This is a genomic window from Geomesophilobacter sediminis (assembly GCF_016458275.1).
GTDB classification, from domain to species: domain Bacteria; phylum Desulfobacterota; class Desulfuromonadia; order Geobacterales; family Geobacteraceae; genus Geomesophilobacter; species Geomesophilobacter sediminis.
Map to the genome: position 1 here is coordinate 96,307 of NZ_JAEMHM010000013.1, position 17,725 is coordinate 114,031.

The 17,725-nt window shown below is 67.1% G+C and carries 4 protein-coding genes; all 4 read right to left on the minus strand.

Annotation, left to right across the window (positions count from 1 at the left end; translation table 11 throughout):
* Positions 1–38: 38 nt before the first annotated feature.
* The 4 genes from JFN93_RS16320 to JFN93_RS16335 all read right to left on the minus strand — a co-directional run bounded on the left by JFN93_RS16320 (position 39) and on the right by JFN93_RS16335 (position 17,661).
* A complete protein-coding gene (locus JFN93_RS16320; protein WP_199385167.1) occupies positions 39–1,082 on the minus strand; it encodes a 3-oxoacyl-ACP synthase III in 1,044 nt (347 codons plus the stop codon).
* Positions 1,083–1,211: 129 nt separating this feature from the next.
* Positions 1,212–8,747, minus strand: coding sequence for a polyketide synthase (locus JFN93_RS16325; RefSeq protein WP_199385168.1), 7,536 nt, complete (start codon positions 8,745–8,747; stop codon positions 1,212–1,214).
* A 2-nt stretch (positions 8,748–8,749) separates the two neighbouring features.
* Positions 8,750–16,000 carry a type I polyketide synthase gene (locus tag JFN93_RS16330; RefSeq protein ID WP_199385169.1) on the minus strand — a complete coding sequence of 2,417 codons (7,251 nt, stop codon included), beginning with the start codon at positions 15,998–16,000 and terminating at the stop codon, positions 8,750–8,752.
* Positions 15,997–17,661 (minus strand): PfaD family polyunsaturated fatty acid/polyketide biosynthesis protein, encoded by a 1,665-nt coding sequence (locus tag JFN93_RS16335; protein ID WP_199385171.1) that lies wholly within the window; start codon positions 17,659–17,661, stop codon positions 15,997–15,999. Before JFN93_RS16335 ends, JFN93_RS16330 begins: the two co-directional genes overlap by 4 nt.
* Positions 17,662–17,725: the final 64 nt, after the last annotated feature.

Below are 17,725 nucleotides of genomic sequence, written 5' to 3' on the forward strand. Positions count from 1 at the left end.
CGCTTTATCGTACGTTTTGGGTCTGCCGGTGTCAACCCTTACCAATCCACCCCGAGCATCATGCAATTGAGGCCGCTACCGATGCCGAGCATCGCCACCTTGTCTCCCGGCGCCAGGATGTCGCGCTCGTCGGCCAGCGCCGCGGTCAGCGGCAGCGACACGGTCCCGATATTGCCCAGGTATTCGAAGGTGGTGAAATCCTTATCCTGCGGGATGCCGAGCGTCTTCAGGATCGCGGCCTGGTGGGCGCTTCCCACCTGGTGGCAGACCACTCGGTCCACCTCGGCGGTGGTCCAGCCCACTTCGGGGAGAAAGGCGGCCCAAGTCTTTTCGCCCAGCTCAACACCGTAATTCATGACACTTACCGCGTCGGTGCTCATGGACTGGATGAACTTGCCGTGGCCGTCCGGGGCCACTCCCCACAGGCAGAGGCCGTGGTGTTCGGGAGCTGCCATGGTAATGCCGCCGCGGAGCCTGCGCCGGGTGGCGCCCGAAAAGGAGCCGTCGGTGAGAAGGACCGCGACCGCCCCGGAGCCGCCGGTGAGCGTGGCCAGAGAGCTGGTGAAGGTCTCCATGCTCCGGTCGGCGAGCATCTTCTCGATCATGATGTCGTTGATGTCGCGGGCGCTCTCGCAGGAGACCACGAGCCCGGCCCGGATCTGTCCCAGCTCGATCCGGTTGGCGACTTCGAGGATGCCGTTGATGACACCGAGGCAGGCGTTGGAAACATCGAAGACCGCGGCGTTGCCGCCGATCTTGAGCCCCGCCGCGACGCGGCAGGCGGTTGCCGGTTCGAACCGCTCCCGGCATACGCCGGCGTAGACTAAGGCACCAATGTCCTTGGGAGAGATGTTGGCAGCTGCCAGCGCCTTTTTCCCGGCCGCGGTGGCACCGCGCGACACCGGATACCCCGGTTCCCACCAGCGGCGCTCACGGATGCCGGTCAGGACCTGGAGCTGTCCCGGTGCGAAGTGAAGGGCTTTGTAAAGCGGCTCCAGGCGTGCCTCCAGTTCGGTCGAAGTGACCACAACCGGAGCGAGCTCATAGCCGAAAGATTCGATATGTACCTTGGAATACTTCATGTGGCACCCTATGTTTTGTTCATCCCTCTCCCTCCGGGAGAGGGTGGCCGGAGGCCGGGTGAGGGAGGGGGCAATCTTTAACAGGCTCCCCTCACCCCAGCCCTTTCCCAAGGGGAGAGGGGGGCTAGGTTATCTGTTTAGCCGCACGGTAAATCCATTCATCCGGTAAATCGGCCTGCCATCGACGGCCAGATACCCATCCGCGGTAAGGATCCGCTCGCTATCGTCGGCTGCGGTAATCCAAGCCTCGATGGTCACCTGGTGGTTGGTCGGCACCACCTGCCCGCGGTACATCCAGACGTGCTTTTTCTCCAACGCCAACGCGGATAAGACGTCACCCGCCTGCCATCCCCAACGCTCGATGGCCGCGACTTTCACCAACTGCAGGAAGGATTCCAGCCCGAGCGAGCCGGGCGTCACCGGGTCCTGGTAGAAATGCGCCTTGAAGAACCACTCATCGGGATCGACGACTTTGATGCCTTTCAGATAGCCGAGTCCTTTGGGCCCGCCGTCTTTTACGAAGAGCTCCACCTGGTCCACCATCCGGAGCGCTTTCTCCGGGAACGGCGCGTTTTCCGGGTAGGCGAACGTCACACCGCGCCCCGCTTCCTCGGCAGACGGCTGGTAGGGGACGAAATCCCGGATCCCGATCTGGTTGGCAAGCGCCGCCGCGGCGAAGAACCCGAACATCGTCTCGCCTTCATAGACGACCCCGGCAGGGTCGGAGACCCGGAAATCGAACTCCTGGATGATCATCCCGCCACTGCTGGAGACCTTTTTCAGGTGCGCGGTCGCAGTCAGGGTGCCGGTCTGTGGCGTCACCTGCCGGTGCTGGACGGCGGCGCCGCCGAGGTTTCGGTAACAGATGTCTTCCGGGGTGGTCAGGGCCGATCCGACGTAGGCAGAGAGCCAGCCGCAGGGTTGGAGCGCCGCTTCGAGGAGCACCGAGAACGGCATGCAGGGCTGGCGCTCGGCGGTGAAGTACCAGGCATCGACCGGCACGTCGTATTGGGACTCGACCCACGCTCCCGCCACCATCTGCCACGGTTCGCCCTTGACGCCGGTAATCCGGTCCATGAACTGGAAGGGCGGCCCGGGAAGCCGCGCGATCTTCCGCTCGGAATCGAAGACCCGGTAGCGGTCGCCGAAGCCTTCCGAAGGGTTGCCGTTGCTGTAGGCAAGGATCTGGTCCTTGGTATAGATCGCCGGCTTTACCACGTAGACGGGGGCGCTGGTAGATTGCCCCTCCGGGGATCCCGACAGGAATGTCGCTCCTACAGGAATCGGTCCGTTAACTTGAATACCCGCGCCATCACTGTGGGAGCGCCTTTCCAAGCGCGAATCCGCGCCGCTGGCTGCGCTTGCCCTCCACAGCGACTGGAGCTTCTCCAGGTTCGTCCCGGTCAGCCGTGCCGACATGTTGGTGATCTCGACGATCGGCTTGCCATCGGCATACATCAGGGCATCCACGATGGCGTACGGCTCCGGACGGTATCCCAGTTCGCGGATGCTCACTTCGTAGGTCACCACCTTGGTCGTCTCGAGCACCTGGCCGCGGCAGCAGAGGCGGCTCGCCACGTCCGGAACCGGTTGCCACACCGCTTGTTCACCTTCGGCAATCCACCCCATCCGCATCAGGAAGATGCGCAGGGTATGCATGCAGCACTCGTACATAAGCGTCCCCGGCATGACCCGGTCGTCCACGAAGTGGCAGGTGATGAACCAGTCGTCGGGGTGGATGTCGGCCTCGGCCTGGATGAAACCCATGCTATATCTGCCGCCATCGGGGACGAGGTCGGTTACCCGGTGTACCAGGCGCATTTTCCCGCCGGGGATGGTCAGCGGCGCACGCAGCGTGAGGCCCGCGAATTCGGCGCCGAAGCAGCCGGCGAGGTCGCCGGCACGCAGACGCTCCAGTTGCTCGGAGGTCAGCGCCTGGCGCGACATCGGTACCAGGTCCACCCAGTCGGCGGGTTTCACGCCGGTCTTCGGACGCAGATCCAGTCCGCCGCGGACGATACCTTTGCCGGCGGCGAGTTCCTGTTCCGAGAAGAAACCGGCGCAGCCGTCGCGCATGGTGAGGAGCGGCTCGCCGTTCACCGTCGCGTCGAACCGGAAGCGGAAGAGGTAGGTGTCGCCCTGGCGGAAGAAGCGCTCGATCTTGATGTCGTAATTGATCGTCTCGCCGGGGCCGGGGAGCTCGCGGTGGAAGATGACGGCGGCATCCAGGAGGCGGTAGACGGCGTGCCCCTTGGTGATGAAGTCGATTCCCAGGTAGCCCGAGAGGAAGAGGTCGGCCTGGCCCGCTTCGACCGCGATGCAGGTCGGGATGCGCCCGCCGTCCAGGTACCAGGCGCCGGGATGGACGTCATGCTCGGTCACCACCCGGCCGTGGGTCATCGACTTCGGTTCGCCCTCCAGCGCCACGATCCGGTCCACCAGCATGAGCGGCGCGTCGGGGAGCCGGACGCGGGTAGGGTAGGTATCCGCCTCGGCGAAGGCCGGCCCGAGCATGCGCGCCACCGAACCGATGGCGAACTCCAGGCACATGTCGCGGTCGAAGACGGGGACGGCTCTCGGGGGCGACGGAGGGGACTGGCTCCGAAGGTGCCTGTCCCCCTCGCTCTGTACCGGAGTGATGACGGGGACTGGCTCCGAAGGTGCCTGTCCCCCTCGCGCAATCGGAGTGATGACGGGGACTGGCTCCGAAGGTGCCTGTCCCCCTCGCGCAATCGAAGTGCTGACGGGGACTGGCTCCGAAGGTGCCTGTCCCCCTCGCTCAATCTCCGCAGGTGCTGAGGGGAGCGGGATCCCCTCAGCCAGCATCTGCTCCTGCAACGAGATCTGCCACGAGAGCGTGTCGGCCATGGTGCGGGTCAGGTTTTCGGCGACCCGCAGGTATGCCTCGTGGGCCTGGATTGCCGCATCCTGGGCCGCGGCGAAGTCGCGGATGAGGGGATCGGCGATGGGACCCGGGGCGGATGTGGCGGTGGCAGCGGTTGTCGCTGACGCCGGGGTGGTCGGTGCCGGTTCAACGTTTTCCGTAGTTCCTGATGCAGCTGCCGTCTTGGTAACGGCGGCTTCCAGAATAGCGCCCTCTCCCTTCCGGTCACCATTGAGGGGTACCGATGAGTGGATGGTTGCCCCATCCTCACCCTGTCCCTCTCCTTGAAGGAGAGGGGACGCTTGAGCAGATTTTTCTGAAGGTACCATCTGCTCATTGCTCATCGCTCTTTGCTCTTTGCCCTGAAGGAGAGGGGACGCCTCGGCGAGATTCGTAGCAGTAGGCAAAACATGCTCACTGCTCGTTGTTCTTTGCTCTTTGCGCTCCGCTCTTTGCTCTTTGCCCTCAAACCCTTCGCAGCCGATTGCCACCTTCACCATCGGCTTGGAATGCGCGGCCGCCGCTTCCGCCGCAATGCTGTACCTGCCGCGGTCGAACAACGGCTGGAGGTCGACGGCCACCCGCTCGGAGGTGAGCTGCGCCAGGAAGCGGAGCAGGGCCGAGTACGGATCGCCGACCGCGGGGCAGGCCGAGCGGGCGATGTGCGGACGACCGGCGAGAATGCGACCGATCATCCGGGTGCAGGAGGCACCGGGGCCCATTTCGAGGAAGCAGCGGACGCCGTCCTGGTAGGCGGACTCGATCACCTGCGGGAAGTCGATTCCCTCTATGGCGTTGGCGACGATCGATTCGGCGGCATTGCGCCGGTTGAGCTCGAAGGAAGCCCCCTTGGCGCCGCTGTAGTAGGTAACGCCCGGCGGCGGGGCGGTCGGGAACAGGTGCAGTTCGCGGTAGGCGTCCTCGACTGCGCGGGCCACCTCGCAATGCACCGTGGTCACCCCTTTGAGGGGGAAGAAGTTGCACCCGAGCACCGCTACCAGGTGCTTCACCCACTTCACGTCGCCGCCGACGACGCACTCGTCCGGGGTGTTCACGATCAGCAGGTAAACACGGGAGATCTTCTTCAGGTGGCGACGCACCTCGCGTGCGGAGGCGTCGACGACCCCGATGCTCCAATGCACCGGTTTTCCTTCCGGCTCCTCCCAGGTACGCTGGGCGGCGCGGCATTCACCGGCGAGGTCCCGGGTGAAGAGGGTGGAGGCCCGCATCCGCGACAGCATGAGGTCGCGGTCCTTCCAGGCCCGCTGCGAGAAGAGCCCGGCGGATTCGCCGAGGCTGTAGCCGATCACCGCCTGGGGCTGGATCCCGAAGCCGCGCACGAGATCGCTGGTCGCGCAGCCGGCGGCCACCTGCCCGAAGATCACCGCCAGGTGGTTTTCATCCACGTCCCCGGCGTGCGGCCCGTTCCAGAATTCCTCGGGCTGGAACTGGTCGCGCAGGTATTGGTTTTCCGCGTCCTGGCGCCGGTAGACCTCGGGCCAGCGGGCGGAAAGCTCCATTCCCATGCCGGCAAAATGGTTCCCGGAACCGGGGAAGACAAAGCCGATCTTGCCTTTGCGGCCGATCGGTCTGGTCGTATAGAAGAGCCGGTCACGCAGCGACGGGTGGCACGGGATCTCTTCATCGTCCCCCTGGAGCACCCGCTTCGCGCCCAGGTCCACCAGGGCAATGGCATCCTCGCGGCTGCGGGCGACGAAGGATACCGCCAGGGCCTTGGCGGACCGGGGCTGTTCGCTTTCCTGCCAACCACGGGCCAGTGCCGGGAGGTCGGCCGCAGAGCTTACCGAAAGTTTTTCCCGCAGGGCCTTGAGCCGCTCCTGCAGCTCGGCGCTGTCGGCCCCGGAAATGGTGAAGAGGAATTCGCTCCCCGGTCCCAGCGGGGCGACCCGCTCCTCGACGCTGCGCTCCGGATTGGCATCGCACCCTTCCAAAACGACATGGGCGCAGTTGCCGTCGACCGAGAAGACGCTGACCCCGGCGTGGCGCGGCCCTTCGACCCGGTTACGCAGCCAGTAGCGCGGTGTGCGGGGGAGGTACAGGGGCCCGTCGCCGTTCATTGCGGGGACCGGCCTCTCGATCTGCCGGTTGGCCGGGATGATTTCCTGGTACAGGGCCAGGCAGCCGCGGACCAGCGAGGCCAGCCCCGAGGCGGCGCCGCTGTGGCCGATCTCGCCTTTGACGCTGGCGACGGCGCAGCGCCTCTGGTAATTGGGAGGCGGATTCCCGGCTGCGGCGACCGACGAAGGCGCGCCCAGAACGGTTGCCGCCCGGGGCGCAAAGAAGCGCTCAAGAACGGCCGTCTCCATCCGGTCTTCGGCGGGGTGGCCGCTGCCGTGCGCTTCGATGTACGAGACGGCATCGGGAGCGATGCCCGCCTCGCCGTACGCCCTTTCCAATGCCCTGCCGTAGGCTTCCTTTCCCGGCAAGACCGGATCTCCCCCCGATGCCCCGATCCCCTTGATGACCGCGTAGATCCGGTCCCCGGCCGACTGGGCATCCTCCAGGCGCTTCAGCACCACGCTGGCGGCACCTTCGCCGATCAGGCTGCCGTCGGCGGTGAGGTCAAACGGCGTCGCCATGCCCGAGGCGGAGAAAGGGCGGGCCATGTGGTGGCCGAGGGCGGCGCGCAGGTCACCGGCGAGATCGACGGCGCCCACCAGGGCGTGCTCGATCTCGCCGTTTTGCAGCAGGCGGACCGCCGTCTCCAGGGCGCGCACCCCGGAGTTTTCCTCGTTGGAGATGGTGAAGCTCGGCCCGCCGACCCGGAACTCGCGGGCGACCCGGCTGGCAACGACGCTCCCCAAGGCCCCCATGGTGCGGTTGGCGGTGAGGGGAGGTCCGGCCTGCTCGCGCAGGGATTCAACCCAGGTAGCGAGCTCTTCTTCGGTAACGTCGCGCCCGAGTTCCCTGGCCCAGGCCCCAGCTTTCTCCTTGATCGACCAGCGGAAGCTGAAGTTGGTGCTGTTGAGGTCCAGCGCGATGCCGACGAAGACCCCGGCCTTCTCGTTGTCCTGGCGGGAAAGCCCGGCGTCGGCCATGGCCGCCGCCGCCGATTGCAGCATCAGGAGCTGCTGCGGGAGCATCTCCTCCATTTCCTTGGGCGGAATCCGGAAGGCGTCGGTGGCGACGGCGCATTCGCCGAGGTAATAACCGGCAAAGGGCGTCTCCGCGAGATGTTCGTCCTTGAACCACTGCTGTTTTTGGGCGCCCCACCAGTGCTTGGGGCGCTTCGGTGCGGTTTCGGTGTCGCCGCCCAGCACCCTTCTTTGGAAGTCGGCGAGGTTTTTCCAGGGGCCGAACCGGGCATCGAGGCCGACGACGGCGATGTCGCAGGGCTTAGCTTTGGCCGCTGCGGAGGCAACGGGAGCGGTGGCGGCGATTTCGACTGCTTCCGAACCTTCCTGAGGCTGCTGGGGAAGATATTCCTCGACCAAAAGATGCGCGTTGATGCCGCCAAAACCAAACGCGCTCACCGCGGCGCGGCGCGGAACTCCATCAGCCCGCCGCGACCAGGGACGCGCTTCCTGCAGCACTGCGAACGGGCTCTTCTCCAGGTCGAATCCCTTCTGCGGCGTGGTGAACCCTGCCGTTGGGGGGAGGATCTCGTTAGCCATGGAAAGGAGGACCTTGGTGAGCGCGGCGGAGCCGGCGGCGGTCAGCAGATGGCCGATGTTGGATTTGACCGAGCCGATGATGCATTTCTCGCCCGGCTTGCCGTTTTCCCCCCAGAGTTCCTTGAGACTGGCGACCTCGGTGGCGTCGCCGACCGGAGTTCCGGTCGCGTGGCATTCGACGAGGTCGGCGTCCTGCGGCTCCCATCCCGCCTGGCGGTAGGCGTCGCGCATGGCGCGGAGCTGCCCTTCGGACATCGGGGCCAGAAGGCTCCCGCCGATGTCGTTGGAAAGGCCGATGCCGCGGATGATGCCGTAGATCCGGTCGCCCTGGGCGATCGCGTCCTCGGTCCGCTTGAGCAGGAAAATGCCGGCCCCTTCGCCGACGACGAGACCGTCCCCGGCGGCGTCGAAGGGGGAACAGATGCCGCGGCGCGACAGGGCGCGCAGTTGGGAGAAGCCCATCTGGGTATAGAGGGGATCGGGGCGGGAAAGCCCGCCGGCCAGCATGGCGTCGGCCCGGCCGGAGAGTAGCTCGTCGGCGGCCAGCTTGATGGCGTAAAGCGAGGAGGCGCAGGCGGCGTCGACGGTGCAGCTGCCACCCCCCAGGCCGAGCGCGGCGGCGAGGATCCCCCCGGGCAGGCCGGCGACGTAGCGGTTGAGCGGGTTGGTCCCCGGGACCTCCAGGGCGCGCCCGAGAAGCTGCTCTTCGAAGGTGCGGCCGAGCCACTCGCGGGTGAGCGCGCCGGATTTTTCGCTGGGAAGGGCGAGGTTGCCGATGATCACGCCGACGCGGGAGCGATCCAGAGCCTCGGTGACACCGGCATCGAAGGCGCGTTTTCCGGCGTGCAGCAGGAGATGGATCTGGGGGTCGAGCCCTTCGAGCTGGTCGGTGTCGAGGGCCAGACCGGTGAGCTCATTGAGCGGGGGGATGGCATCGATGAAGCAGCCGCGCTTGGAATAGACGCGGTCGGGAGCGCCGACCTCGGGGGAATAGGCGGCGTCAGCGGAAATGAGCCACCGCCCGGCGGGTACTTCCCGGGCGGCGGATTGGGCAAGGCGGATGTTTTCCCAGAAACGGGTGAGGTCGGGGGCATCGGGGAAGATCCCGCCGATGCCGACAATAGCGACCGATGCGGATTGCGGCATGATCAGGCGGCCCCCACTGCTACCGAGAGGCGGTTACGCCGGAAAGCCTGCTGCAGCGAGGGATCGATCACGCATTCGTAATCTTCCAGGCGCGCCACCAGTTTGCCGGTGTTGCGGTCCAAAAACTCCATGTCCGCGGTGGCGCCGTGGGCGCTCTCCCCGGTGACCCGGACCACCACCTGCACCCCTTCTTTGGGGAAGGTGTCCTGGAACTGCCGGTATTTTCCGGCAAAGCAGGGGAGGGAACCGGAGCCGAAGCGTTCGAAGCTCCAGAGGATCATCAGCTGAAAGGCGCTGTCCAGGGCGAGCGGGTCGGTGAGCCACGAGCTGCGCAGCGGCTGCTTGATCCAGTTCCCCGGTGCCGGGGCCCCCTTGACGGCCGCGGCGATCCCCTTGGCGGAGCAGCCGTCGACTTTTTCGATGCCGTGCAGGTCCGGGCCGTGGAAGAGGCGGTCCGTCTTGTAGATCAGGCTGTCGTCGGGCTGGTAAGGAGTCGACGGGATTTCGGTGATGGAACGGATACCTTCCGGCAGCCGGCCGGCGAGCACGATCTCGGCGCGGGCGTGGCAGATGCGGCGTCCGTTGGCGCCTTCGCTGGCCAGCTCCACCGGGACCACGAAGAAGGAATCGCGCTTCACCGCGCGCCCGGCGAGGACGCTCACCCCGAACGGGGTGTGCTCTTCGAAGACGACCCCTTTGCAGATGCGGAGGTCGTTGAAACCATGGAACCGGAATCCGGGGTTGCCGTGCAGCGCGCCGTGGGCGAGCCATTCCACGATCACCGCCATCGGCAGGACCGCTTTGCCGTCCAGGACGTGCGAGCGGAGGAACGGGTAATCCATGACGGTGAGGTTGAGCCCGAACGCTTCGGAGAGCTGGAGGTCGCCAGCGGGTTTCTTGACGACGCCCTTTTCCATGCTGGCGATGGCGACGATCTCGACCGGAGCGTCGGTGGCGGCGATCTCACGGACCAGGAACGAGGCGCCCTGGGCGAGGTCGATCACCCCGACCCCTTCCTCGGCGAAGATCTTCTTGAGGGCGGCGTTGACCATCCCGCCGTCCCACGGGCCCCAGTTGATGCTCACCGCGCGGCAACCCTCGCGGCGGCGCGCTTCCGCCTGGGCGGTCTTGTTGAGGACTTCGTTGGCGACCGCGTAGTCGGCCTGACCGACCCGGCCGAAACGGCCGGTGCTCGAAGAGAAGAGGGCGATGAACCGGAGCGGGTCGTCGGCGGTGGCGCAAAGGAGCGCCCGCAGCCCGGCCACCTTGGTGGCGTAGACCTCTTCGAACTGCTCGGCGGTCTTGTCGACGATGAGGCGGTCGGCGAGGACCCCGGCACCATGGACCACGCCGCGGATCGGACCGAATTCGGCACGGATGCCGGCGAGGAGGATGGTCATCGCATTGGTGTCGCGGATGTCGACGGAGCGGTAGACCGCTTTGGCGCCGGTTGCAGCGATCTGGGCCAGGGTCCCCCGCAGTTCGCGGGCCGCAAGGGCGGCGCGGTAGCGGACCTCGATCTCACGCGGATGGAGCTTGCCGGGAGCGTTCTGCATGATGGCCCGTTTCATCTCGCTTTCCTGGGAGAGTCCGGAGAGCCATTCCGGCTCGGCGGCCGGCTCCGGGGTCCGACCGAGGAGCACCAGGGTCGGGTGGAAGCTCTGTGCCAGGGCGACCGCCGCCGCGGCGGTGACGCCGCGTCCGCCGCCGGTGATCACCACGACGTCCCCTTCGTTGACGGGAGCGGCGGTGGGAGCCGGTGCGGTTTCCAGGGTGGCAAGGTTCAGTCCGTAGCGGCCGGCCGGGGTGAGGGCGACCTCGACGGGACCTCCCTGGAAAATCTCCAGCACGACGTTCTGGGCCGCCTCGATCGGGGTCGGGAAGCTGGCGAGGTCGATCGCCTTGCATGCCACTTCCGGCCATTCGCGTGCCGCGGTCTTTGCCAGACCGGCAAGGCCGCCGGAAAGGGGATCGGCAATGGCGCCGGTGCCGAAACCGAAGGCGCCGTCCAGACGGGAGATGGTAACGCAGACGGCGGAGTTTCCTTCTTCCTGTTTCACCAGGTGTGCCGCGGCGTTTTTGAAAAGGAGGAACGCGTTTTTCAGGAAGGCATCGTCGGTGCCTGCCTCCGGGGCGCAGACGACCAGTCCGGACATGGCGCCGGAGGGGGCGACGTTGGCGTCCGTGGCGGGATCGATGCGGCGGACGTTGCAGCCGTGGTTCTCCAGGATGTCACAGAGGGCAGCGCTGAAAGGCGCGCCGTCGACGGTTACCCAGATCTCGCCCTCATTGGCAAGGACGAGTTCGGCGGCTTCCGGGTCCTCTTCCAAAAGAACGGGGACCGCGGCGCTACGGGTAATGCCGGTCGGCTCGGGAAGGGGCGCCGGAGGGGCGACCGCAACCGGAGCGGCGCCGGCGGCCGGGGCTTCGGCTACCGGCGTGGCGGCAGCAGTCACGGCCGGGGCGGCCGAGGAGGCCGGTCCGCCGAGAAACGCGGCAATGTCACCGAGGGTGGCAAGGGTGCCAAGGTGCTCCGGCCCGATGGTCGGGGCACCGGGGAGCCGCTCCTGGAGCGCGGAAAGGATCTCGACCCGCTTGATGGAGTCGATGCCGAGGTCAGAATCCATCCCCATGGTGAGTTCCAGCATCTCGGTAGGGTAGCCGGTCTTCTCGCTCACGACCTCCAGGAGGACGGCGGCGACATCTATCTTGCTTGCCGCGGCAACCGGGGCGGCGGTCGGCACGGCCTGCGCTGCCGGAGCAGGGGCCGCAGTCGGGGCTGAGGCCGCACCAGCCGAGAGATGACTCGCGATATCCCCCAGGGTGGCCAGGGTGCCGAGGTGCTCAGGCCCGATGGTAGGCGAGCCCGGGAGCCGCTCCTGGAGCGCGGAGAGGATCTCGACCCGCTTGATCGAATCGATCCCGAGGTCGGAGTCCATACCCATGGTGAGTTCGAGCATCTCGGTCGGGTAGCCGGTTTTCTCGCTTACCACTTCCAGCAGGACCGCGGCAACGTCGGCCTGATTGGCGGCCGGGACGGCCGGGTGGGTGGCAGCGGCCGTCGGAGCCGATACCGGAGCCGATGCGCCGGCGGCTAAATGCCCTGCGATGTCGCCAAGGGTGGCCAGGGTGCCCAGATGTTCCGGGCCGATGGCCGGGGAGCCGGGAAGCCGCTCCTGCAGCGCGGAAAGGATTTCGACCCGCTTGATGGAGTCGATCCCGAGGTCGGAATCCATTCCCATGGAGAGTTCCAGCATCTCAGTGGGATAGCCGGTCTTCTCGCTCACCACCGCCAGCAACGTGGCGGTAATCTCCGCCGCGGAGCCTGCGGGAGCCTGGGCGGCAGGCGCAGTTACCGCGCTCGCTGCCGTTGCCGGGGTGGCCGGTGCTGCTTCGACCGTCATTCCGGCGGATAGGTGCTTGGCGATGTCGCCGAGGGTGGCCAGGGTCCCCAAGTGTTCGGGGCCGATGATCGGGGCGCCGGGAAGCCGTTCCTGGAGCGCGGAAAGGATTTCGACCCGCTTGATGGAATCGATGCCGAGGTCGGAGTCCATTCCCATGTCGAGTTCCAGCATCTCCATGGGATAGCCGGTTTTCTCGCTGATGACCGTGAGGAGCGTCTCTACGACGGGAGCCGCGGTAGCCGTGGCCGGAGCGGTAGTGGCGGCAGCCGGGGCGGATGCGGCGGCAGTAGCGGAACCGGCGCCGAGGAAGTCGGCGATCTGGCCCAAGGTGGTCAGCGATCCGAGATGTTCCGGGCCGATCACCGGGGAACCGGGAAGCCGCTCCTGGAGGGCGGAAAGGATCTCGACCCGTTTGATCGAGTCGATGCCGAGGTCGGCATCCATCCCCATGTCGAGTTCCAGCATCTCCAGGGGATAGCCGGTCTTCTCGCTGATCACCGTGAGGAGGGTGTCCACCACTTGGTTACTCGCCGGTGCTGCCGGTGCTGCGGCCACGGGGGCCGGCGCCGGGGCCGCGGCGACCGGGGCCGCCGGTGCGGCAATGATGGGTGCCTCCGGTGACGGAGCGGCAGCCGGCATCGGTGCCGGGATGGCAAAGCCGCCGGCAGCGAGGCGCTGTTGCTCGATGAGGGCGCGCAGTGTGTTGCTGGCGGCCTCCTGGCCTTCCAGGAAGCGCAGATGGAGCTTCGCGGTATCCTCCTGCATTTTCTGGAGCAGAGCCATGCTTTCGCGGGTGGCGTTCAGGGAGGCGGTGAGGGCGTCCGGGGAGGCCGGGGCGGCGAAAACGGACGGGGTTGCAACTGCCGCCGCAGGAGCGGCTGCGGTTGATCGCGCCTGGAAAGGCGCTCCCACCGGGTTGGCGCTTGCGGCAGAGATCGGGGCTGCCGGTGCTGCCGGCGCGATCGGGGCAACCGTGGCCTGAGCTGCCGGGGCCTGCGCGGCCATCCTCTGGACCGGGGACGCGGCCGGTTTCTTCGGGCGCGGCTTTACGTAGTTGGCGCCGCAGAGCGGAATGGTCATAAGCGGCTTCTTCGCGGACGGCGGGGCCGGGCGGTAGTCGGCATCCCAGGCGGTCAGGCGGAGCTCGAAACCGAGCACGCTCAGCTGGGCCAGGGTGCGCGCCAGGTCGGCTACACCGGAACGCTTGCCGGAGGAGGCATCGACGGCCAGGGCGACGTGGTCGCGGCCGGAAAGGATCGCCTGCACCAGCCCGGTCAGCCGGGCCCCGGGACCGACCTCGACGAAGGTCCGTACCCCGGCGGCGTACATCGCCTCGATCTCGGCGACGAAGTGGACCGGGCGGGCGAGCTGGTCAGCGAGGAGCGCCTTGGCCTCGGCCGGTGCCGCCGGATAGAGGTCGGCGCTGGAGTTGGCATAAACAGGGATGGCGCTTTCGCGCAAAGGAACTTTTTTCAGCGCGGCACCAAACGGTGCGGCGGCGTCGGCGACCAGCTCGCTATGGAAGGCGGCGGCCACCGGAAGCTCCTTGCAGGTAAGCCCGCGGGCCTTGAAAACGGCGGCGGCGCGGGTGATCTCCTCGGTCTTGCCGGAAAGTACCGACTGGGTCGGGGCATTGCGGTTGGCGATCACCAGGTCGAGCTTCTCCTCGGCCAGGACCGCCTCCACCGCGGCGAGCTCGGCGGAAACGGCGAGCATCCCCCCCTTGCCGCGGGACATGAGCGAGCCGCGCAGCCGGGAGAGTTCATGCAGTACCGGCTCTTCGATCCGGCCGGCGGCGCACAGGGCGGTGAGTTCGCCGTAAGAGTGGCCGGCAACCGCCTCCGGGGCGACCCCGAATCCGGCGAGCACCTTCAATGCTCCGAGGCTCACGGCGCCGATGGCGGGCTGGGCCACCCGGGTGGCGCGCAGCTCGGCCTCCTGGTTGGTGCGGGTCTCGGCGTCGAAGGCGGACGGCGGGTAGATCAGGTCGGAGAGCTGCGCCCCTTCCGGGTGTTCGAAGCCGAGGTTGGCTGCCGCCAGGGTGTCGATCAGTTCCGGAAAGGTGCAGGCGAGATCGCGCAGCATGCCGGTGTACTGCGATCCCTGGCCGGGGAAGAGCATGCCGATCTTGCCCGGCTTGGCGCCGGTCGCATAGTAAGCCCCGTCCGGGGTCTGCCAGCTCCCGGTGCCGTTTTTCGCCAGCATGGCCTGGGCGTTCTTTTTCACTGCGCCCAGGTTGGCGCGGGAGCGCTCCGCTACCAGGACGAGTCGGCAGGAGTCCGCCGGATTGAATTTCTGGCGGGAAGCGCAGGCGAGGTCGCGGATCGCCTGCCAGGATGCTTCGGCGGGGACGGCCTCCAGGGCTGCGCCCACGGCGGCGGCGTCCGGGCCGGAAAAGGAGATGATCTGGACGTCGCCATTCCAGCCGGTCTGCTCCTTTTCCGGGCGGTACTCTTCGAGCACCACGTGGAAGTTGGAGCCGCCGAAGCCGAAGGCGCTGACCCCGGCGCGGCGCGGGGTGCCGGCGGGGGTCAGCCAGGGGCGCTTGTCGGTGGCGAGGTAGAAGGGGCTTCCGCCGGAGACGACCTCGGGCTGGGGCTGCTGGACCTTGATCGTCGGCGGGATCACCCGGTGGTGCAGTGCCAGGGCCGCCTTGATGAGGCCCGCGGCGCCGGCGGCGGCCTTGGTGTGGCCGATCTGCGACTTCACCGATCCGAGGCAGCACCAGGGGCGCTCCGCGTTTCCGTACACCTCGCGCAGCGCGCTTATTTCCACCGCGTCGCCGACCTTGGTCCCGGTCCCGTGTGCCTCCAGAAGGCCAATCGATTCCGGGGTGACGTCGGCATTGCGGTATGCGTTGAGGAGGGCCTTCTTCTGGCCCGCGGAGCTGGGGGCGTAGATGGCGTCACCCTTGCCGTCGCTGGAGGAGCCGACGCCGCGGATGACGGCATAGATCCGGTCGCCGTCCCGCTCGGCGTCTTCCAGGCGCTTGAGGACCACGAGCCCCAGTCCTTCGCCGAGGATGGTGCCGTCCGCGGAGGTGTCGAACGGTTTAGCGTTGCCGGTCGGGGAGAGGGCCGGGGTCTTGGAAAAGCACATGTACATGAAGATGTCGTTGAAGGTGTCGACACCCCCGGTCACGACGATGTCCGACTTGCCCGAGGCGAGCTCCATGGTGGCGAGGTGCATCGCGGAGAACGAGCTGGCGCAGGCGGCGTCGACGACGCAGTTGGTCCCGCCCAGGTCGTACTGTTTGCTGATCCGGCCGGCGACGACGTTGCCGAGCAGGCCGGGGAAGGAGTTTTCCTGCCAGGGGACGTAGGAGTCGGAGATCCGCTCGACGACGTCGTTGGCGACGGCCGGGTCGACGCCGGCATCCTTGAGCGCCTTGCGCCAGATCGGATGCCCGAGCCGGGCGCCCAAAGGTATCACCAGCTCCAGCGTGCCGGTGACGCCGAGGATGACGCTCGCCTTGCTCCGGTCGAAACTGCGGTCCGGCCCGTAGCCGGCGTCTTTCAGCGCCTGCCCGGCGGCGACGAGACCCAAAAGCTGCGAGGTGTCGATCGCCTCCAGCACGTTGGGGGGGATGTTGTACTCCATCGGATTGAAGTCGACCGCGGAGAGGAACCCGCCGCGGCGGCCGTAGGTGCGGTCCGGGCTCGTCTTGTCGGCGTCATAGTACTCGTCGACCGGCCAGTGGGTCTCGGGAACCTCGCTGATGGCGTCGATGCCTTCGGCGATGTTGGTCCAGTAGGCTTCCTTGTTGTCCGCCTTGGGGAAGAGACAGCCGATGCCGATGATCGCCAGGCGCGCTGCGCTGGGGGAGACGTTCAGATCCGAATTTTTCAACAAAGGTACTCCTTGATTTTGGCAAGTTCGAGCGGTTCCGCGGCGAGCGCGGCCTCGGGCAGGTTGATCCCCTGGCAGCGCAGGAAGTTGACCCGGTTCACGAGGCTCGCCCCGAAAAGGATGTTCATGGCGACCGTGGCGGCCTTGCGCTGGGCGGCCGGCTCCAGAAAGGTGCCGGAGGCCCACTCGTTGAAGGCGCCCATGGCGGGGCCGCACCAGACCTGGTAATCCATCCGGCGGGAGGGATCGCCGTCTTTGGCCCAGTGCGCGGCCATCCCCAGGTACCAGCGGAAGACCAGCGCCATGCGGTGCTTGGGATCCCGCTCGGCCCGCTCGACCTGGGCAGGATCACGTTTCAGGAAGAATTCGCGGGTGGAGCTCCAGATCTGCTCCAGCGGCGCGAGGAAAAAGGTCTTCTCGATCTTTTCGCGCTCGGCGGCCGGGATCTCTTCGATCGAGGCGTGGCTGCGGTACATCTCGAAGAGTTTCGCGGCCCGCATCGGGAACATGGTGCCCCGCTTGAGCACCTGGACGGTGACCCCCATCTCGAACATGTCGGCCGCCGGCGCCATGGTGACGTCGGCCTGCCGGGTCTCGGCCAGAAGGGCGCGCACCGGCTCCGAGGTCCCCGACTCGACGCAGGCCTGGTGCACCGACCCGGTCATGATGTAGGCGGCGCCCATGGCGAAGGCGGCCGCCGCGGATGCCGGGGTGGAGATGCCGCCCCCCAGGCCGACGCGGAGCTTCTCGCGGTAGCCGTACTGCTTCTGGAGCCGCGCGGCGAGCGAGCTGATGGTCGGGAAGAGGGCGATGGCGGGGCGGTTGTCGGTATGGCCGCCGGAGTCGGCTTCGGCGGTGACATCCTGCGCCAGCGGGATCTGGGCGGCGAGTTCGGCCTGTTCAGCGGTGATCTTCCCGGCGGCGACCAGTTCGCGCAGCAGTTTCTCCGGAGGGGGGGCGAAGAACTTCGCGGCCAGCTCCTCGCGGGAGACCTTGGCCATGATCCGGTTCGGGGTGACGATGCTCCCGTCGGCGCCGCGGGCGATGCCGGCGGTCCGGTAGCGGACCAGCGGCAGGGTGATGGAAAGGAAGGCCGAGGCCTCGACCAGGCGCACCCCTTTTTCGAGGTAGAGCTCGACCAGGTCGCGTTCCAGGTCCGGCTCGTGGGGGGAATGGATCAGGTTGAAACCGAAGGGGAGTCCCTTGAGCGAAGCGGAGAGGCGGTCGATCGCCTCCTCGACCTGGCGCAGCGGAAGACCGGCGGCGCCGAAAAAGCCGAGCATGCCGTTGCGCCCCAGCTCCTCGGCGAGGTGGGCGGAGCTGATCCCCTTGGCCATGGAGCCGCCCACGTAGGCGTACTTGAGACCGAGTTCGCTGCGGAAGGTGGGATCGCCCAGTTCTTCGGGAAGGCTCGCGGGCGCGTACCCGACCAGCGGCAGCCCGTCTTCGGCGGCGGAGCCGAGCTCGGCGCAGCCGTCGGTGCGGGGGACCAGCAGGCCGTCGTGGCGTACCAGGTAAAGCGGGCGTCCCAGGGTGCGGAGCGCCTCGATGATAGAGCAATCGGAGTGGGAGCCGGAGGAGGTGTCGGGTCTCCAGACGCCGATGCCTTCTTTTGAGGCAGGGCGAACGGCCACGACATTCCCGGGTGCGTGTTGATTCAAACGGATCTCCTGTTCCGGCGAATTAGGCGGAAGTTCAGTTGGCCTGGCGGTAATTTGCTGCGAT

Coding starts and splice junctions, on each gene's coding strand:
- JFN93_RS16320 (WP_199385167.1), bottom strand. CDS start 1,082: ATGAAGTATTCCAAGGTACATATCGAATCTTTCGGCTATGAGCTCGCT.
- JFN93_RS16325 (WP_199385168.1), bottom strand. CDS start 8,747: ATGCCGCAATCCGCATCGGTCGCTATTGTCGGCATCGGCGGGATCTTC.